The organism is Sulfuritalea hydrogenivorans sk43H, assembly GCF_000828635.1.
Lineage (GTDB): Bacteria > Pseudomonadota > Gammaproteobacteria > Burkholderiales > Rhodocyclaceae > Sulfuritalea > Sulfuritalea hydrogenivorans.
Window position 1 is genome coordinate 273,557 of record NZ_AP012547.1, and the last position, 18,343, is coordinate 291,899.

Here is an 18,343-nt window from a genome sequence, read left to right on the forward strand (position 1 = left end):
CCGACGCCTGTGCCCGCGAGTCTTGCGCCATGTCGCGCACGGTTTCCGAGTCGGCCAGCATCCTGCCGGCATCCTCGCGCAGCTTGTGCATTGCCGTCGAAATCTCGCGCGAGGCGGTCTTGCTCTTTTCCGCCAGCTTGCGCACTTCGTCGGCCACCACGGCGAAGCCGCGACCCTGCTCGCCGGCACGCGCCGCCTCGATCGCGGCATTCAGTGCCAGCAGGTTGGTCTGGTCGGCAATCTCGGAAATGACGCTGACCGAGCGACTGACTTCCTCGGAGAGCTGATTGAAGTTGCCCAGTGCGGTGCTGTTCTGGTTGACGCTGTCGGTGATGGTGTTTAGCGCATTCACCACCTGGATCACCTGGTCCTGGCTGGCCTCGGCGTTGGCGACGTTTTGCCGCGCCAGGTCAGACAGAAGAGAGGTTGATTCGGAAATGCCGCGCATGTCCTTCTGGTTCATGCGCAGGTTCTTCAGCAGGTTCTCCGAATTCAACTGGCCGAGTGCCGAGAGTAGCTTGTTGCGTTGTTCGAAGCGCGCGTTCTGGGCGATGGCTTCCAGCGAAACATTGGTGCGCTCCAGCGCCTCGTGGAACACGCCGTGCAGGCCCGCCGGATAGGCTCGGCGGTGGAAGCGGCCCTCGGCGGCGCAAGCCAGCACCGTGCGCTGCTCGCGAAAGCACGTCTCCAGCTGGTCCAGCATGTCGTTGAAGTCCCAGCAAATCGCGGACAACTCCTGACTGTCTGTAATGCGCGTGACGCGGCGCCCGACCCGTCCAGCGGCGACGTCGGCCATGATGCCGGCAATGTCTTCCAGCGGCTGCAGGGCGCCGCGCAGCCGGCCGAGGAAGACCAGGCTGCTGGCAATCCCGACTGCGAGAAGCCCGGCTGCGGCCAGTCCGGCGCCCGGCCCGGCCGCGGCGATCGCGAGGATCAGTCCGGCAAACAGAAGGGCATTGAGCAGGCCGAGCTGGAAGCGCGCCCTAGAGAGAAAGGATGAACTCATCATAGCCTGTGCCTTTTTGCGTCAGTACGTTGTTCAGCCATGCCAGCGATGCATCGCTGGCGTCGCGCGGCCCCGCCTGCTGTTCCTCGGCCAGCATCGCGCGGTATACGTCGGCCATCGCATCGACCGCGCCGCGCTTGGGCTGCCGGCGTACCGAAAAGTAGCCGGTGGCGCGGCGCTGATCGTCGTAGTCGGGGGTGACGTTGGCAAACACCCAGTAAAAACTTCCGTCCTTCGCCATGTTCTTGACATAGGCGAAGCACTCCTTTTCGGCACCGATCGTGTCCCAGAGGAACTTGAACACCCCGCGCGGCATGTCCGGATGGCGAATGATGTTGTGCTGGGCGCCGAGCAGTTCCGCCGCCGTGTATCCGGAGAATTCGACGAAGATGCGGTTGCCGTAGGTGATGCGCCCCTTCAAGTCGGTCTTGGAGACGATGAAGTCCTCCTCGCGCATCAGTTTCTCCCTGCCGACCGGTTGGATCCGTTGCTTCAAGATGCAGAATCTCCTGTAAGAGCATTGCGCCGCAATGATCCGGCGACAATTTGAATATTGTACAGGCGGCATTCGAGCGCGCCGTTGTAGAGCGGGATCTTGCGCGAGGTCTGCAACCGGATCAGTTTGGGCAGTTGCGTGTCGGCGGAGAGGAACCAGCAGCTCCAGCCGGCGAAGCGCTGCTTGAGGGCATCGCCCAGTTTCGGATAGAAGGCCGCCAGTTCCTCTTCGCTGCCGAGCCGTTCGCCATAGGGCGGATTGGCCACCATGACGCCCGCTGGTGCCGGCGCCGGGCGTGTCAGCAGATCGGCCTGCTGCAGCGTGACCAGATCGTCGAGCCCGGCCCCGGCCAGATTCTGCCGCGTGCGGGCGACCGCATCGGCGGCAATGTCGCTGCCGAACAGCGGCAAGGCCGTCGCCTCGCGGCGGCGCTCTGCGGCTTCGCGCTGCAGCTTGCGCCAGAGGCCGGCATCGAAGGATTTGAGATGCTCGAAGCCGAAGTCGCCCGGTTCGCGTGACAGCCCCGGCGCGTCGTCGAGGCACATCTGCGCCGCTTCGAGCAGGAAGGTGCCGCTGCCGCACATCGGATCGAGCAACGGTGTGCCCGGCTGCCAGCCGGAAAGGCGCAGGATGCCGGCGGCAAGGTTTTCCTTGAGCGGCGCGCCGACCTTGGCCAGCTTGTGGCCGCGCATGTAGAGCGGTTCGCCGGAGGTGTCGAGATAGAGCGTGGCCTGCTGCTCGGTGACGAACAGGTGGATGCGCACTTCCGGGTGCTTCGTATTGACGCTGGGCCGCCGTCCGGTTTCGGCGCGGAAGCGGTCGCAGACCGCGTCCTTGACCTTCAGCGTGATGAACTCGATGCTCTTCAGCGGCGAACGGATCGCCGTGACATAGACGCGAATCGAGCGATCGACGGAGAACAGCTTCGACCAGTCGACGTCGTAGGCCAGTTGATAGACCTCGGCTTCGCTGCGATAGCCGCCGCGCGCGACGCGCCACAAGACCCGCGTCGCAATGCGCGATTCGAGGTTGATGCGGTAGCCGGTTTCAGTGCTGCCGTTGCAGCCGACGCCGCCCGGCACGGTGGCAATGTCCTTGCCGCCGGCGGCGGCGAGGTCTTCGGCAAGCAGCGCCTCGAGCCCGCGCGGGCAGGTGGTGAAATAGTGGTTCATGCTCAGAAGGGTTTCACCACGACAAGAATGCAGATGACGATCAGTGCCAGCACCGGTACTTCGTTGAAGAAGCGGAACCACAGGTGCGTCTTGATCGAGGTGCCGCTGGAAAATTCGGCGAGCAGCATGCCGCACCAGACGTGGTAGCCGGCGAGGCCGATCACCAGCGCCGTCTTGGCATGCAGCCAGCCGCCGCTGAAGCCGAAGCCGAACCAGAGCCAGAGTCCCAGCGCGACCGCCAGTACGCCGATCGGCGTGACGAAGCGAAACAGCTTCCTCGCCATCAGCAGCAGGCGCTCGCGTTCGGCGGTGCTCTCGGCCGGCACCATGGCGAGGTTGACAAATATGCGCGGCAGGTAGAAAAGTCCGGCGAACCAGCTCACCACGAAGACGATGTGAAAGGCTTTTATCCAGAGCATGATGCCTCCCCAATGACGGCTGCTGAAATTCCTTCTGTTACCGTCGGGTAGCGCAGCCGCAGCCGCAACTCCCGTTTCATCCGCGTGTTGTCGAGCCGCCGCGATTCCGTCATGAACGACCATTGCATCGGCGGCACGGCGCGGCGGACTTCCTCGCGCGGCAGGCGCGGCGCGCGCGGCAGCGCAAAGGCATCGGCCAGCGCGTCGAACCATTCGCCCATCGCCAGCGACGAATCGTCGTTGATGTTATAGACGCGGTTGGCCCGTCCGTGCGCCAGAGCCGCGATGCAGGCGCGGCCGAGGTCATCGGCATGGATATGGTTGGTGTGGCTGTCCTCGTTGTGCAGCATGAGTGGCAGGCCTTTGTGCAGGCGTTCCAGCGGCAGCCGGTCGCCGGCATAGATGCCCGGTGCACGCAAAATGCTGACGCGACACAACCCCCGCTCGTCGCGCCCGAACCGGCGCAGGCGCCGCTCGGCATCCACTCGCCGTGCCGCCCGCGCCGACTGTGCCGCGGGGCTGCGCGTCTCGCTCACCCGGGCACCGCCGCAATCGCCATAGACGCCGCTGGTGCTGATGTAGACAAGCTGCCGTGGTAGACTTTTCCCGCGCTGCAGGATGGCAAGCAGATTCCGTGTTCGCGTGTCCCCCGTGCCCTGCGGCGGCGGTGGCGCGCTGTGGATCACCGCGTCGGAGATGCCGGCCAGTCGCGTCAAGGTGTCGGGCTGGTCGAGGTCGCCCTCGATCTGCGTGATGCCCAGCGCTGCCAGTTGCGGGTCGCGGCTTCGCACCAGTGCCAGCACCTGCCAGCGCTGCACAAGCCGCGGCAGCGCGCGGCGCATGACATCGCCGCAACCAATGATCAGCAATCTACGCATCGGACAATTATCGCATGGCCTCACTTGCCCCATTTCGCGTCACCCTTCAGCCCAGTGGGCACAGCTTCACCACCGACGGCAGCGACTCGGTATTGCAGGCGGCCCTCGATGCCGGGCTGACCCTGCCCTACGGTTGTCGCAACGGCGCCTGCGGCGCCTGCAAGGGCAAGGTCATCGACGGCCTGGTGGATCACGGTGCCGCACAGGAGCATGCCTTGTCCACCGCCGATCGCGCCGGCGGGCTGGCGCTGTTCTGCTGCGCCAAGCCGCTCTCCGACCTGGTGCTCGAATGCCGCGAGGTGGGTACGGCGAAAGATATCCCGGTCAAGATCATGCCCTGCCGGGTGCAGAAGATGGAGCGTGTGGCGGACGACGTGATCGTGCTGAGCCTAAAGCTGCCGGTCAACGAGCGTTTGCAGTTCCTGGCCGGCCAGTACATCGAGTTCCTGCTCAAGGACGGCAAGCGCCGCGCGTTCTCGATCGCCAATGCGCCGCATGACGATGGCTTTCTGCAACTGCATGTGCGCCTGATCGCCGGCGGCGAGTTCACCGGCCATGTCTTCGGCGGCATGAAGGAAAAGGACATCCTGCGCTTCCAGGGACCCTACGGCAGCTTCTTCCTGCGCGAGGAATCGAGCAAGCCGGTGATCCTGCTGGCTGGCGGCACCGGCTTCGCGCCGATCAAGGCGCTGGTCGAGCATGCCATTCACAACCACATCGTGCGGCCCATGGAAATCTACTGGGGCGCGCGCAACAAGGCCGGTCTCTACCTGCCCGATCTGCCCGAAAGCTGGGCGGCGGCGCACGACCACATTCGCTACATGCCGGTGTTGTCCGACGCGACGGCGCAGGACGCATGGAACGGGCGCACGGGGCTGGTCCATCGTGCCGTGCTGGAAGACCACGTGGACCTTTCCACCTATCAGGTCTATGCCTGCGGCGCGCCGGCCATGATCGATGCCGCGCGTGCCGAATTTCTTGCGCGGGGCCTGCCGGCCGAGGAGTTTTTCGCCGATGCGTTTACGTTTGCGCCGCCCGCAGCCGCGGCCGCTCTCGCGTAACGGAACTTGCGGCGCTGATTCGCCGTAGCGCCAGCGCCGACTCCTGAACTATTCGCCCAGATAGGCGGCACGCACGCGCGAATCGGCGAGCAGCGCGGCGGAGCTGTCGGCCAGGGTGATGAGGCCGCTTTCCATCACGTAACCGCGGGAGCAGACTTCCAGCGCGAGTCGGGCATTCTGCTCGACCAGCAGGATGGTCATGCCTTCCGCGGCGACGGCGCGAATCACTTCAAACACTTTCTCCACCATCAGCGGCGCGAGGCCCATCGAGGGCTCGTCGAGCAGCAGGAGCTTGGGACGGCCCATCAGCGCACGGCCGATCGCCAGCATCTGCTGTTCGCCGCCGGACAGCGTCCCCGCCACTTGCGCCTTGCGTTCCTTGAGGCGCGGCAGCAGGGCGAAGACGCGCTCGAAGTCGTCGGCGATGCCGGTCGCATCGCGGCGGTGGTAGGCGCCCATCGCCAGGTTTTCGGCGACCGTCAGGCGGGCGAAAATGCCGCGGCCTTCGGGCACCAGCGCCAGCCCTCTGCCGATCAAGTCGTGGCTCGGCACGGCTTCGATGCGTTCGGTCCGGTAATGAATCTCGCCGCTCGACGGAATCATGCGCGCCAGGGCCTTGAGCGTCGAGGTTTTGCCCGCCCCGTTGGCGCCGATCAGGCAGACGATCTCGTTTTCCTCGACAGCGAAGGAAATGCCCTTGACGGCGGAAATTCCACCGTAGCGGACGTGAAGATTCAACGCCTCAAGCAGCGCTAGTGCCAAGGTAGGCCTCGATGACTTTCGGATTGGCGCGTACCGCCTCGGGTACGTCCTCGGCGATCTTCTCGCCGTAGTCGAGCACGGCAACGCGGTCGCACAGGCCCATCACCAGCTTGACGTCGTGCTCGATCAGCAGCACCGTCAGGCCGTCGCGGCGCAAGCCTTCGATCAGGTCACGCAGTGCCCCGGTCTCGGTGGCGTTCATGCCGGCGGCGGGTTCGTCGAGCGCCAGCAGTTTCGGATCGGTGGCCAGGGCGCGGGCGATTTCGAGGCGTCGCTGGTCGCCGTAGCAAAGATTCCGCGCCAGGTCGTCGGCGCGATCGGCTATGCCGACGTAATGCAGCAGCTCGTCCGCGCGGCGACGGATCGCGGCTTCCTCGACGCGCTCGGCGCGGGTGCGCAGGATGGCGCCGAACACCCCGGCACGGGTGCGCACGTGGCGACCGACCATGACGTTTTCCAGCGCGGTCATGTTGGCGAAGAGGCGGATGTTCTGGAAGGTGCGCGCGATGCCGGCGGCGGCCACGACATGCGGGGATTCCAGATCGAGCGGCGCGCCGGCGAACAGGACCTCGCCGCCATCGCGCGGGTAAAGTCCGGTGAACACGTTGAACAGCGTGGTCTTGCCGGCGCCGTTGGGCCCGATCAGGCCGTAGATTTCACCCGTGTTGATGGTCAGCGAAACGTCCTTGAGCGCCTGCACGCCGCCGAAGCGCTTGCCGATGTTGCGGGCTTCGAGCAGGATTCCGGTCATGCGCGGTTCTCGTTCATCTCGCGGCGATGACGGGTTTCCGGCCAGAGGCCGGCGGGGCGGAAGCGCATGGTCAGCACCAGCGCCACGCCGAACACCAGCATGCGCAGCACCTCCGGATCAACCAGCAGCTTGCCGAACAGGGCGCGCTGCGCCGGTTCGACCGTATAGCGCAGCAGTTCGGGCACGAAGGAGAGCAGCAGCGCGCCGGCGATCACGCCCCAGATGTTGCCCATGCCGCCCAGCACCACCATCGCCAGCACCATGATCGACTCGTTGAGGACGAAGCTTTCCGGGCTGACGAAGGTCTGCATCGCGGCGAACATGCCGCCGGCGATGCCGCCGAAGGAGGCGCCCATGGCAAAGGCCAGCAGCTTGATGTTGCGCGTGTTGATGCCGCTGGCCTTGGCGGCGATTTCGTCTTCGCGGATGGCGACCCAGGCGCGGCCGATGCGCGAATCCTGCAGGCGGCGGTTGATCACGATCACGGCCAGCAGCACCAGCAGCAGGAAATAGTAGTACTTGATCGGCCCGCTGAAGGCGAGCCCGGCCAGCGTGTCGGTGCTGGAAAAATTCACCGGCCCGATCTGGAACGGGTCGATGCGGTTGATGCCCTTCGGGCCATTGGTCAGGTTCACCGGCGCCGAGAGGTTGTTCATGAAAATGCGCACGATCTCGCCGAAGCCCAGCGTGACAATGGCGAGGTAGTCGCCGCGCAGGCGCAAGGTGGGCGCACCGAGAATGACGCCAGCGACGCAGGCCACGGCGGCGCCGATCGGCAGGATGACCCAGAACGGCAGATGCAGGCCGAAATGCGGCGATGCCAGCAGCGCATAGACATAGGCGCCGACGGCATAGAACGCCACGTAGCCGAGATCGAGCAGGCCGGCGTAGCCGACCACGATGTTGAGGCCCAGCGACAGCAGCACGAACAGCACGGCGAAATTGGTGATGCGCACCCAGGCCGTGCCGGCCGAGGCGAGAACGAAGGGCAGGGCGATCAGCGCGACGGCGATCAGGGCCAGGCCAATGCGGTCGCGCGGCGTTTTCATGCAGACGGTTCTTTCGACGCAAAGACGCAAAGGCGCAAAGAAGGACAACGACATGTATTGCCCTTGAACTCCTTTACGCCTTTGCGTCTTTGCGTCGAGATGCCTTTCATGCCCGCTCCGAAACGCGTTCGCCGAGCAGGCCGGAGGGACGGAACACCAGCACCAGGATCAGCATCAGGAAGGCGAACACATCCTGATAGTTGCTGCCGAACAGCACGAAGTTGCCGCCGTCGGCGCAGTGTCCGGCGAGTACTCCGCTGGCAATCGGCCAGTGGCACAGGTCGGTCAGCTCGCCGACGTAGCCGGTGCCGAGCGCTTCCACCAGTCCGAGCAGGATGCCGCCGAGCATGGCGCCGGCGATGTTGCCGATGCCGCCCAGCACCGCCGCGGAGAAGGCCTTGAGGCCGAGGCTGAAGCCCATCGTGTAGTGGGCGATGCCGTAGTAGCTGCCGTACATGACGCCGGCCACGGCACCGAGGCCGGCGCCGACGACAAAGGTGGCGGCGATCACGCGGTTGGCATTGACGCCCATCAGGCCGGCGACATGGACGTTCTCGGCCGTGGCGCGAATCGCGATGCCGAAGCGTGTGCGATAGATGAACCAGGAGAGTCCGGCCATCATCGACAATGACAAAAGAATGATGGCGACCTGCACGCTGCTGATCGCCGCGCCGCCGATGGCGAACACGCGGTTGTCGATGATCTGCGGAAAGGCCAGCGGATTGCGGCCCCAGACCAGCAGGGCCAGGTGTTGCAGGATGATCGACATGCCGATCGCGGTGATCAGCGGCGCCAGTCGTGGCGCGTGGCGCAACGGGCGGTAGGCGACGCGTTCCAGCAGATAGCCCATCAGCATGCAGGCCGGAATGGCGGCCAGCACGCCCGCCAGGACGATTGCCAGCGGCGGCAGGCTGCTGCCCGCCAGCGAGGTGATGATCGAAAACGCCACCATGGCGCCGATCATCACCACTTCGCCGTGGGCGAAATTGATCAGCTGGATCACCCCATAGACCATCGTGTAACCGAGGGCGACGACCGCATAGACGCTGCCGGTGGTGAGGCCGTTGATGATCTGCTGAAGCAGGATGTCCATTGCGGGTCAGTGTGCGCGAGGCTGAAAAAAAGGGAAGTCGCCGGATGGCGACTTCCCCTTTCTGGCCCGGTGCGGCTTACTTCTTTGGTGCAGCCGGAGCTGCCGGAGCTGCCGGCGCAGGGGCCGCAGCGGGTGCCGCCGGTGCAGCGGGAGCCGCAGCAGCGGGAGCCGCCGGCGCCGCTGTCGCAGCCGGAGCAGCCACCGGTGCAGCGCCAGCGGCAGCCGGTGCGGGTGCCGCCGGCGCAGCAGGCGCGGTAGCCTGCGCATACTCGTCCAGCGTCATCGACTTGCCGCTCTTGAGGATGGCAATCGGCGTGATCTTGCCTTCCTTCAAGGTGAAGATCGTCATCTCGGCGTCCTTGCGGTCGCCCTTCTCGTCGAACTGGATGTTGCCGCTGGCACCGGTGTAGTCGCTGGCGGCAAGCGCCGGCAGGTACTTCGCCGGATCGGGCGAATCGGCCTTCTTCATGGCGGCGATCAGCAGGTTGGCGGCGTCGTAGGTGAAGGGCGAGTAGAGGATGGGTTCGACCTTGAACTTGGCCTTGTAGGCGTCGAGGAACTTCTTGCCCGCGGCCTGGACCGGAATGCCGGCCTGCGAGCAGAGCAGGCCTTCGGCGGCCGGGCCGGCGAGCTCGGCCATCTTGTCGGTACAGGCGCCGTCGCCGAAGGCGAATACCGCTGTCATCTTCAGTTCGCGCGCCTGCTTCAGGAGCGGGCCGCCGGTGGCGTCCATGCCGCCGTAGAACACGGCGTCGGGCTTCTTGCCCTTGACCTTGGTCAGCACGGCTTTCCAGTCGACCGTCTTGTCGGTGCCCTTCTCGCGCGGCAGCACCTTGATGCCGGCGGCCTTGAAGGTCTTCTCGACTTCGTTGGCGAGGCCTTCGCCGTAGGCGGTGGCGTCGTCGATCACGGCCACGGTCTTGGGCTTGTTCTGGCTGGCCAGATAGTTGGCGATGGCAGGGCCCTGCTGGTCGTCGCGGCCGACGACGCGGAACACGCCCTTGAAGCCCTGCTCGGTCAGCGCCGGATTGGTGGCGGAGCCGGAAATCATCGGCAGGTTGGCGGTGTTGTAGATGGCCGAGGCGGGAATGGTGGTACCGGAATTCAGATGACCGACGACGCCGGCGACCTTGGCGTCGACCAGCTTCTGCGCCACGGTGTTGCCGACCTTCGGATCGGACTGGTCGTCTTCCGACATCAGTTCGAACTTGACCTTCTTGCCACCCAGGCTGACGCCAGCCGCGTTGGCTTCGTCGATGGCAAGGCGCGCGCCGTTCTCGTTGTCCTTGCCCAGGTGCGCGATGCCGCCGGTGAGCGGGGCGACGCTGCCGATCTTGACCACCATGGGCGGCGGAGGCGCCTGCACGGGCGGCGGGGGAGGCGGTTCTTCCTTGCCGCAACCCATCAGGGCAACGGCGGCGATTACGGAAAGCGACAGGGCATTCTTGGGCACATTCATGGTGTTGCTCCGTTCAGGTCGGGGGGGATGATCAGCTCATGCGGCGGATGGGAAATCAGCCGGGTGGATTCTTGCCTTCTGCTCCGGACTTGTCAATGCTGTCCCGGCTTTGCAGGCAAACAAAAGGCCGGTTCCGCACTTGGCGGAACCGGCCTTTCAGGATGCGGAAACGGAATTACTTGGCGCCGGCGAGAATCCACTTGACCAGGGTCTTCACGTCCTCGTCCTTGATGGCGGCATTCGGCGGCATCGGGATCTGACCCCAGACGCCCTTGCCACCGGCCTTGACCTTGGCAACCAGGGCAGCTTCGTCAGCGGCCTTGTACTTCTTGGCGACTTCCTGATAGGCGGGGCCGACCAGCTTCTTGTCGACAGCGTGGCACGCCATGCAGCCACTCTTGGTGGCGAGGTCCTTGTTGGCGAGGGCCGGAGCCGAAGCCAGAACGCCGGCAGCAACCAGCGCGGAGATCAATACCGATTTCATGTTGAATTCCTTGTTAAGTGGATAAGAATGAATGAACAACGCAAGCCGACGCGCATGTTACCGGATTCAGGGCGCGCTGAGAATCCGCGACATCTTCAAACCAACTCCTCCAGATTTTCTGTCGGGGCTGAGCAAGTAACGCCGCGACACACCCAGGCGTTGACATGCCCGGTTTCGGGTTTGGCCAGGGTGACGGGCAGGCCCTGAATTCCGTTCGGCAGGGCCAGCACAAGCCGCTGCGGCATGGCGCCAAGGGCGTGCTGCCACTCCCGCATCTGCGCGACGGGGCCTCTCAGGATAATGATTTCCGGCGGAGTGAGTGCTTCTTCAAGGGCCCGCAGCAGACTGCCGAATCCGGTGGCCGAGCGGTGGATTTGCGGCCAGTAGAGCCGCAGGGTTTTCTCGGCCGCCTCCAGATAGCGGCTGTCGCCAAGCAGGTGTCCGAGCCGCTGCAGGGCATGCGCGGCGACGCCGTTGCCGGACGGCGTGGCATTGTCGTGGCCGGATTTGGGGCGATGGATCAGGGCTTCGTGGTCGTGGGCGGTGAAGAAGAAGCCGCCGGCGTCGCGGTCTTCGAAGCGGGCCAGCAGGGTGTCGGCCAGTTCGACGGCGAATGCCAGGTCGTCGCGGCGGAATTCGGCCTGCATCAGTTCCAGCAGTGCCGCGAGCAGGAAGGCGTGATCGTCGAGATAGGCGTCGAGATGGGCGCGGCCGTCCTTGGCCGTTGCCAGCAAACGCCCGTCCCGCCACATTGTGCGACGAATGAAATCCATCGCCCGCTGCGCCGATGCCAGCCACTCGCCGCGTTCGAAGACGCGTGCGGCATGGGCCATGCCTTCGATCATCAGCGCGTTCCAGCTGGTCAGCACCTTGTCGTCGCGGCCGGGGCGGATGCGCTGCTCGCGCGCGGCGAAGAGTTTTCGGCGCGCCGTCGCAAGCAGCGGGATGTCTTCGTCGCGCAGCGGCGCGGCGATCTTCGCATGCCAATGCCGGCCTTCGAAATTCGGCGGGCCGTCGAAGCCCCAGCGCCGTAGCGCCAGCGCCGACTCTTGCGGGGTCAGCAGCGCCTTCACCTCGTCACGATCCCATACGTAGTACTTGCCTTCCTCGCCTTCGGAGTCCGCGTCGAGAGAGGAAAAATAGCCGCCCTCGGGCGCCTGCATTTCACGCAGCACCCAGCTTGCGGTTTCTTCGACGATGCGGGCATGGAGCGGATCGCCGGTCTGCGCCCAGGCATCGGCGCAGAGCGCGAGCAGCGGGCCGTTGTCGTAGAGCATTTTTTCGAAATGCGGAATCTCCCAGCGCTCATCCACGCTGTAGCGGCTGAAGCCGCCGCCGATCTGATCGTAGATGCCGCCCTCGCTCATGCGCGTCAGCGTGGTCAGCGCCATCCGGCGCGAAGCCGCATCGCCGCGACGCAGGAGGAAGGCCAGGTCGGTCGGATGCGGGAACTTCGGCGCGCCGCCGAAGCCGCCGTGAGCCGGGTCGAAAGCGTGAGCCAGGGATTGTTCGGCGTCGGCCAGCGGCTTCGGGTCGAAGTCGGCGGCGGCCTCTGTTGCCGGCACCGTGCCGGCCAGGGCCCGGCGCAGCTCGGCATTCTGCGATTCGATGTCGCCGCGGCGGCCCTGGAAGGTTTCTGCCACGCGTTCGCAGAGGTCGGCAAAGCCCGGCAGGCCATAGCGCGGCTCGCGGGGGAAGTAGGTGCCGCCGAAGAAGGGCGTGCCGTCCGGGGCGAGGAACATGGTCAGCGGCCAGCCGCCGGTGCGCTGGGTCAGCATCTGGTGTGCGGTCTGGTAGATCTGGTCGAGGTCAGGGCGCTCCTCGCGGTCGACCTTGATATTCACGAACAGGCGATTCATCACCGCGGCCACGTCCGCGTTCTCGAAGGATTCGTGCGCCATGACGTGGCACCAGTGGCAGGCGGAATAGCCGATCGACAGCAGGATCGGCCGGTTTTCCCGGCGGGCCAGGGCGAGCGACGTCTCATCCCAGGGCTGCCAGTGGACGGGATTTTCGGCGTGCTGGAGCAGGTAAGGCGAGGTTTCGGCGGCGAGCCGATTGACAAGCGTTGACATAAAAAAAAGGCCTCACAACGGAGGCCTTGATAATACCCGATAAAAATACTCGGATATAACCTTTACGGCATCAGGTCCTTGAGCAGGCTATCGACTTCGTTCTGCGACAGACGCCCTTCTTCGGTCGGGCCGCCGCCTTCGGTAACGATGATGGCGCCGACCAGCGCCTTCAGGGCATGGCGAATCGACTGCCCGGCCAGATCCTGAAATTCCTGCGCGACGATGATGTTGGTGAGATGGCCGCCGAGTTCCTTGAGCGAGGCTTCGATGTCCTTGCGACTCCAGTCGCGGCCCAGGCTGTCGGACATCCGGGTCACCACCAGCTTGGCGCTTTCCGCCTCGATCAGCGATTTGGTGGCGGCTTCCGCCGTCATGCGTTCGACGTTGCCGAGGATGGTCGAGACATCCTTGGGGTTGCCGCTGCGTTTCTTGCTGAGCCCCTTGGCCGCCTTGTTGAGTTCCTTCGCCAGCGACTTGAGTTCCGACAGTACGGCGCCCGTGGCGCGGGTTGCCGTCGGCCGGCGTACGGCCGCTTTGGCTGCGGGTTTGCGGGGAGTAGCGGTGCGGGCTGCGGGCTTCTTGATGCTGCTGCTCTTGCCGGGCGTCTTTTTTGCAGCCATGTTCAGATCCCCATTTTTTCAAAGATTTTGTCGAGTTTCTCTTGCAGCGTGGCGGCCGTGAAGGGCTTGACGATATAGCCGGAGGCCCCGGCCTGTGCCGCGGCGATGATGTTTTCCTTTTTCGCTTCGGCGGTGATCATGAGAAAGGGCAGAGTCTTGAGTTTGGCGTCGGCGCGCACGTTCTGCAGCAGCGTGAGCCCGTCCATGTTGGGCATGTTCCAGTCGGAAACGACGAACTCGAAATTGCCTTCGCGCAGCTTGGTCAGCGCCACGGCCCCATCCTCGGCTTCGTCGACGTTGGTGAAGCCGAGTTCTTTCAGGAGGTTGCGCACAATGCGGCGCATGGTCGAAAAGTCGTCGACCACCAGAAACTTGAGTGAGGTGCGATCGGGCATGGTTTTGTCCGTGCGGATATCTGATAGGACGCACTATGCCTTAAGCGGATAGGGGCTAAAACCGCGAATACGGGCGGGAACTCCCTAGCTATCTCCGAGCAGACCATGCCACCAGCGCTTCCGGTTTTCGGGTGCCGGTCGGGACGCAGGGATTGCGTCGGGCTCTACGCGGCTCATGATCCAGCCCGGCCCCGGCGGGTTTTTCGAGGAGCCGCAGGAGGAACCCAGGTTGTTCGGATCGTAAATCTTGATCAGCCGCGGGCTTTCGAGATCGTCGGCGTAGACGATGCCGCAGTAGGATTCATGGTGTTCCGCGCGCAACAGGGCGTCGATGCGTGCGATGAAGGCGGTGATGGCGGCAGCGTCGCATAAAGTCGGCGCTGGCGAGACGCCGACCGCCAGCAGATACCAGCCGGCGGCTGGATCGATGCGCTTCCAGAACTCCGTCAACTGGTCCCAGCCCATCACCGACCAGAGCCGGCCGGTGTCGAGGCGCTGGAATTCGGTCATGAAACCACCGCTTCGGACTCGCTATGCACGGAAAGACGAGTCGGGGTTCAGTAGTTCAAGGTCCTTACGTTCGGCTGCAACATGTAGGCCGCGACATCGGCCGGCTTGGCAACGCCGATGCCCTCGATAAGGTCGGTCGGCTTCAGGTCGCTATTGGGCAGGAACAAGGCACATACCTCGACCTTGGCGCCGGCCTTCATCAGGCCTTGCAGCATTTCCTTGGGCGACTTGTTCGCCGGCTTGAGCATTGCCGACTCCCTGTCCTTGACCGCCAGTTGGCCGCCGTCGCTGCAAAGCAGGATCCGGACCGCGGCTTTTTGCGCCACGGCCTGGTTGGCCAGGACCAGAGCAACACCCTGGGTTTGCGTCACGCCGGAGTTGATGCCGATGAGCAGTTCAGCCGGGCTTTGGGCCTGAACAGGCAGCGCGCAGGCGAGGCCGAGTGCGAGGGCGAGGGAAAGTTTATGCATTGCTATTCTCCGGTGACTTGCTGCGGGTTGCCCGCCGGCAGGGTGCCGGCCGGCGGTCATTGCAGTCTATTTCTTCGCCGTCATGGTGTAGCTGCCGTCGGCATTGAACTTGACGTCGGCATCGAGGAAGGACGCCTGCACCTTGCCGCCGAGCAGCTTGACGGTGTCGAAGGCCTCGCCTGAGCGTGCGCCGGTGCCGCAGACGAAGACCACCGGCTTGTCGGTCGGCAGCGTGGCGATCTTCTTTTCCAGTTCGTTCATCGGAATGTTGACCGAGCCTTTGATCATGCCGGAGGCGACTTCCTTCGGATCACGCACATCGACCAGCATTACCGAACCCGGGTTGGCCTTCCACACGGCCTGGAAGGAGTCGACCGTGACCGAACCCTTTTCCTTGCCCGGCACCAGCGCCGCCGAACTTGTTGTCGCGCCGGCTGCCGCGCCTGCGGGGGCGCCTGCGGCCGCTGGCGCACCATGCATCTTTTCCCACTCCGGATAGCCGGGCGGATAGGTCAGCACGTTCGTGTAGCCGGCCTTCTTCGCTTTTTCCGCCGAGTTGTCGGAGAGCACGCACTCAAGTCCACCGCAGTAGTAGATCAGCGGCGTCGCCTTGTCGGCGGGCAGCTTGTCGACGTTCTTGTCGAACTCGGTGTCGGAAATGTTGATCGCGGTCGGGATCATGCCTTTGTCGGCCACGCGTTTCGGCCGCGCGTCGATCAGAACATACGGCGCCTTGTCCTCCATCAGCTTCTTGATGTACGCGGCGGATACCGAAATCTGGGCACCCTTGGCTTTCCACTCGGGCGAACCGGCCGGGTACACCTTGATGTTGGTGTAGCCGAGCTTTTCGGCCTTGAAGGCCGAGTTGTGGCTCAGCATGCATTCCAGTCCGCCGCAATAGAACAGCAGCAGCGTCGCCTTGTCGGCCGGCAGCTTGTCGACCAGCTTGTCGAACTGGCTGTCGGGAATGTTGATCGCGCCGGGGATGTGGCCGGGGTCGTACTGGCGCGCTGCCGGACGCGAATCGATGATCATCACGCCCTTCTTCGGCGGAATGCTGACGTTCTGGCGCATGAAGTCGAAATCGACCAGTGCCTTGTTGTACCAGCCGTCCCTGGGCTGGATCGTCGCTGCGTCGGCGGCAAAGGCCGTCACCGGATAGACCAGAGGCGCAGCGGCCAGGCTGGCCATGACGGCGACGAACAGGGTGAGTTGTTTCGCTTTCATGATGATCTCCTAAAGCAGGGTAAATCTTTCGGTGGACTCGTTATAGCGCACCAGGGCATACCAGAGCAAGAGCAGGCCGCCGCCGATCAGCAGCGTCCAGCCCCAGCTGCCGAGCATTTCGGGAAGGTAGGCCTGGAAGCCGACTTTGGTCATCTCCCAGGTTTCGACGTTGGTTTCGTCGATGGACGTCAGGCCGAGCCTTCTTAGCAGGGCACTGGCGGTGGACCCCATCCAGGAGAAGAAGAACATCGTCACCCACAGCTTGATGTGCCCTTCGCCCATGCGCCACAGCGAGCCGGAGGCGCAACCGCCGGCGAACACCATGCCGATGCCGAAGATGACGCCGCCTGCGAGCGAGCCGATCCAGAAGGTCGGCGGGATGGCGAGGTAGGGGTCGAGCACCTTCTTCTGGAACAGCAGCGCGGCGATCGGCATGCCGATCGCCAGCGCGAGGATCACCGCCTTGGTCATGTCGCCTTCGGCGGTCATGAAGGGTTCGCGGAAGGCGCGCGCGAAGCACAGGCGCGAACGGTGCATGATGAAGCCGATGGCAAAGCCGGCAATGACGATCACGGCGCGGGCGACAAGCTTTTCGTCGCTGGAGCCATACCACTGCGTGGCCCAGATCAGGACGCCGACCACCACGGCGAGGCCGAGCAGGGGAAAGCGGCTGGTGGCACCCTCGGGAATCTCCAGTGCGGGCGGCGCCTGCATGCCCCACTCGATGTGGTCCAGGGTCCACAGCAGCAGCTTGAGGCCGATCGCGGCGCCGACCAGCAGGCCCAGCCACATCGCCCAGCCGGCGGGCGACGAATGCAGCACCGGATTGAAGAAGCCGCCGGTGGTGCAGCCGCCGGCCAGCGCGGCGCCCAGCCCCAGCATGCTGCCGCCGAGCGCGGCCCAGAGGTATTCGAGCGGTGGCGGACGATTGGGGCTGAACTGGCGCGACAGCAGTGCCGCGCTGAAGGCGCCGAGCACCAGCATGATGTTCATCAGCGACATGCGGTGCATCAGGAAGCCTTCGGTCTGTTGCGGCACGCCGAGCACCGGGCCGAGCCCGATCAGGTTGTTGAACCAGTCGCCCCAGAACTTGACGCCGCCGAACACGCCCCAGACCAGGCCGGAGAGCATCAGGCCGATGATGACCAGCACCAGCAGCATGGCGCCGACGAAAGGCGACCATTCCTCGACGAAGATGGTCTGGTAATCCGCCTTGAAACCGCTGCGCCAGGCGGGGGTGTTTTCGTCGCTCATTGCGCTCTCCTTGGTCTTCGGGTACGCGCAAACGCCTCGCCGGAACGGCGACGCGCCCGCGTCAACCCGTGAGGTCTGTCAGTTGCAGCTGGCCGGCGCGTCGCCGTCCTTGGCGCCTTTGGTCAGGAAGGCCGCGACGTCGTCGAGCAATTCCTGATCCGCAACGTCGGCGAATTTTTCGGCGGCCTTGTTGCCCGACTTGATGCTGGCGCGATAAGCCTTGCTGACATACTGCTTGACCGTGTCCTTGCCCTTGGCGTGCTTGTCGGCCTTGAGGTAAGCCGCCCATTCCGCCTTGGTCTTGGAACTCGGGTTGATGGTGCCGACCGGCTGTACCGCGTGGCAGGAGGTGCACACGCTGCGGTAGTAGACGCGGCCGCGTTTCCAGTCTGCGTCATAGGCGAAGGCCGAAGAGGCGAGGATGGACAGTACGGCGCCGGCGGCGAGGGTGGTAGTGAGTTTCATGGTCATGCTCCTTGATGGATTCGGACTGCCTGATTTTATTGAAGGCCACCGAAACGTTGATCCAGGCCTTGTATCGATATCCAAAATTCTTTGATCAATCGACCTCTTCCCAGCCGGTGATCATGGCCTTGATGTGGGCCGTGGGCGTATGTCCGGCGGTGGTCAGGTAAACGTGGGCGATGAGGAAGGCCAGCATCATGAAGGCGCCGGCGATGTGGCCGTTGGCGACCCATTCCAGCGACAGCTTGCCGAGGCCCCAGGCCGCCCACTTGTCGTAGAACAGGTAGAGCACGCCGGTGACCCAGATCAGCGGGCCGACGCAAATCAGGATGGCGAGGTAGGCCAGCCGCTGCAGCGGATTGTGCTTGCGCAATTGCGTCAGCTTGAACGGGTGCGGCTCGTTCCTGAAAATGCCGACCGAGTAGTAATGGACCATCGCCAGGACCTTCTCGGTGGTCGGGATGTACTGCTTCCATTCGCCGGTGGTGAAGTGCCAGAAGATCGCGAACACCCACAGCCCGATCAGCGACCATGCCGCGATGGTGTGGTAGGCCACCGCCTTTTCGAAGCCGAAGATCGTATAGGTGCCGTGGATGTCGAAGGCGGTCAGCATCAGGAAGATGATCAGACCGGCCTGCGACCAGTGCCAGAAGCGCTCGAAGCGCTTGAAGACGTAGATACGTTCAGCCATTTCAGT

At 64.4% G+C, this 18,343-nt stretch carries 20 protein-coding genes and 1 pseudogene; 1 reads left to right on the plus strand and 20 read right to left on the minus strand.

Features of this window, described 5'->3' with window-relative positions; all coding sequences use genetic code 11:
• Position 1 precedes the first annotated feature (1 nt).
• From SUTH_RS20160 to SUTH_RS01350, 5 genes and pseudogenes are all read right to left on the minus strand, one after another.
• Positions 2 to 1,009, minus strand: a pseudogene (locus SUTH_RS20160) (methyl-accepting chemotaxis protein); the annotation flags it as partial.
• On the minus strand, positions 984 to 1,502 hold the full coding sequence (locus SUTH_RS01335) for a PAS domain-containing protein (protein WP_197539631.1): 519 nt from the start codon (positions 1,500 to 1,502) through the stop codon (positions 984 to 986). The gene SUTH_RS01335 and the pseudogene SUTH_RS20160, both read right to left, overlap by 26 nt.
• On the minus strand, positions 1,499 to 2,674 hold the full coding sequence (locus SUTH_RS01340; RefSeq protein WP_041096481.1) for a THUMP domain-containing class I SAM-dependent RNA methyltransferase: 1,176 nt from the start codon (positions 2,672 to 2,674) through the stop codon (positions 1,499 to 1,501). The genes SUTH_RS01335 and SUTH_RS01340 overlap by 4 nt, the downstream gene beginning before the upstream one ends.
• Before the next feature lie 2 nt (positions 2,675 to 2,676).
• Positions 2,677 to 3,093, minus strand: a complete 417-nt coding sequence (locus tag SUTH_RS01345; protein ID WP_041096483.1) for a CopD family protein — start codon at positions 3,091 to 3,093, stop codon at positions 2,677 to 2,679.
• The gene (locus SUTH_RS01350) at positions 3,081 to 3,971 is read right to left on the minus strand and encodes an NAD-dependent epimerase/dehydratase family protein (RefSeq protein ID WP_041096485.1); all 891 of its coding nucleotides are present in this window, start codon (positions 3,969 to 3,971) and stop codon (positions 3,081 to 3,083) included. The genes SUTH_RS01345 and SUTH_RS01350 overlap by 13 nt, the downstream gene beginning before the upstream one ends.
• Positions 3,972 to 3,985: 14 nt before the next feature.
• On the opposite strand from SUTH_RS01350, the gene SUTH_RS01355 reads away from it, so the two are divergent.
• On the plus strand, positions 3,986 to 5,032 hold the full coding sequence (locus SUTH_RS01355; RefSeq protein WP_041096487.1) for a CDP-6-deoxy-delta-3,4-glucoseen reductase: 1,047 nt from the start codon (positions 3,986 to 3,988) through the stop codon (positions 5,030 to 5,032).
• Between the two features lie 48 nt (positions 5,033 to 5,080).
• On the opposite strand, the gene SUTH_RS01360 is transcribed toward SUTH_RS01355, so the two are convergent.
• From SUTH_RS01360 to SUTH_RS01430, 15 genes are all read right to left on the minus strand, one after another.
• Positions 5,081 to 5,782: an ABC transporter ATP-binding protein gene (locus SUTH_RS01360; RefSeq protein WP_197539677.1), complete on the minus strand. Its 702-nt coding sequence runs from the start codon at positions 5,780 to 5,782 to the stop codon at positions 5,081 to 5,083.
• Positions 5,775 to 6,545, minus strand: a complete 771-nt coding sequence (locus SUTH_RS01365) for an ABC transporter ATP-binding protein (RefSeq protein WP_041096491.1) — start codon at positions 6,543 to 6,545, stop codon at positions 5,775 to 5,777. Before SUTH_RS01365 ends, SUTH_RS01360 begins: the two co-directional genes overlap by 8 nt.
• Complete coding sequence (locus SUTH_RS01370) at positions 6,542 to 7,594, minus strand: ABC transporter permease subunit (RefSeq protein WP_041096493.1); 1,053 nt, start codon at positions 7,592 to 7,594, stop codon at positions 6,542 to 6,544. Before SUTH_RS01370 ends, SUTH_RS01365 begins: the two co-directional genes overlap by 4 nt.
• A 106-nt stretch (positions 7,595 to 7,700) precedes the next feature.
• Positions 7,701 to 8,687 carry a branched-chain amino acid ABC transporter permease gene (locus SUTH_RS01375; RefSeq protein WP_041096495.1) on the minus strand — a complete coding sequence of 329 codons (987 nt, stop codon included), beginning with the start codon at positions 8,685 to 8,687 and terminating at the stop codon, positions 7,701 to 7,703.
• A 76-nt stretch (positions 8,688 to 8,763) separates the two neighbouring features.
• Positions 8,764 to 10,146: a branched-chain amino acid ABC transporter substrate-binding protein gene (locus SUTH_RS01380; RefSeq protein WP_052473043.1), complete on the minus strand. Its 1,383-nt coding sequence runs from the start codon at positions 10,144 to 10,146 to the stop codon at positions 8,764 to 8,766.
• Between the two features lie 175 nt (positions 10,147 to 10,321).
• Positions 10,322 to 10,630, minus strand: a complete 309-nt coding sequence (locus SUTH_RS01385; RefSeq protein ID WP_041096497.1) for a c-type cytochrome — start codon at positions 10,628 to 10,630, stop codon at positions 10,322 to 10,324.
• A gap of 95 nt (positions 10,631 to 10,725) precedes the next feature.
• Positions 10,726 to 12,705 carry a thioredoxin domain-containing protein gene (locus SUTH_RS01390; protein WP_041096499.1) on the minus strand — a complete coding sequence of 660 codons (1,980 nt, stop codon included), beginning with the start codon at positions 12,703 to 12,705 and terminating at the stop codon, positions 10,726 to 10,728.
• A gap of 62 nt (positions 12,706 to 12,767) precedes the next feature.
• A complete protein-coding gene (locus tag SUTH_RS01395) occupies positions 12,768 to 13,325 on the minus strand; it encodes a hypothetical protein (RefSeq protein WP_041096501.1) in 558 nt (185 codons plus the stop codon).
• A gap of 2 nt (positions 13,326 to 13,327) precedes the next feature.
• A complete protein-coding gene (gene cheY, locus SUTH_RS01400; protein ID WP_041096503.1) occupies positions 13,328 to 13,720 on the minus strand; it encodes a chemotaxis response regulator CheY in 393 nt (130 codons plus the stop codon).
• An 84-nt stretch (positions 13,721 to 13,804) separates the two neighbouring features.
• The gene (locus SUTH_RS01405) at positions 13,805 to 14,230 is read right to left on the minus strand and encodes a hypothetical protein (protein ID WP_041096505.1); all 426 of its coding nucleotides are present in this window, start codon (positions 14,228 to 14,230) and stop codon (positions 13,805 to 13,807) included.
• 47 nt (positions 14,231 to 14,277) lie between these two features.
• Positions 14,278 to 14,700, minus strand: a complete 423-nt coding sequence (locus tag SUTH_RS01410; RefSeq protein WP_041096507.1) for a DsrE family protein — start codon at positions 14,698 to 14,700, stop codon at positions 14,278 to 14,280.
• Between the two features lie 66 nt (positions 14,701 to 14,766).
• Positions 14,767 to 15,927 (minus strand): rhodanese-like domain-containing protein, encoded by a 1,161-nt coding sequence (locus SUTH_RS01415; RefSeq protein ID WP_041096509.1) that lies wholly within the window; start codon positions 15,925 to 15,927, stop codon positions 14,767 to 14,769.
• Positions 15,928 to 15,936: 9 nt separating this feature from the next.
• Positions 15,937 to 17,181, minus strand: a complete 1,245-nt coding sequence (locus tag SUTH_RS01420) for a YeeE/YedE thiosulfate transporter family protein (protein ID WP_041096511.1) — start codon at positions 17,179 to 17,181, stop codon at positions 15,937 to 15,939.
• Positions 17,182 to 17,259: 78 nt separating this feature from the next.
• The gene (locus SUTH_RS01425; RefSeq protein ID WP_041101392.1) at positions 17,260 to 17,646 is read right to left on the minus strand and encodes a c-type cytochrome; all 387 of its coding nucleotides are present in this window, start codon (positions 17,644 to 17,646) and stop codon (positions 17,260 to 17,262) included.
• A 94-nt stretch (positions 17,647 to 17,740) separates the two neighbouring features.
• Positions 17,741 to 18,337 carry a cytochrome b/b6 domain-containing protein gene (locus tag SUTH_RS01430; protein WP_041096513.1) on the minus strand — a complete coding sequence of 199 codons (597 nt, stop codon included), beginning with the start codon at positions 18,335 to 18,337 and terminating at the stop codon, positions 17,741 to 17,743.
• Positions 18,338 to 18,343 lie beyond the last annotated feature (6 nt).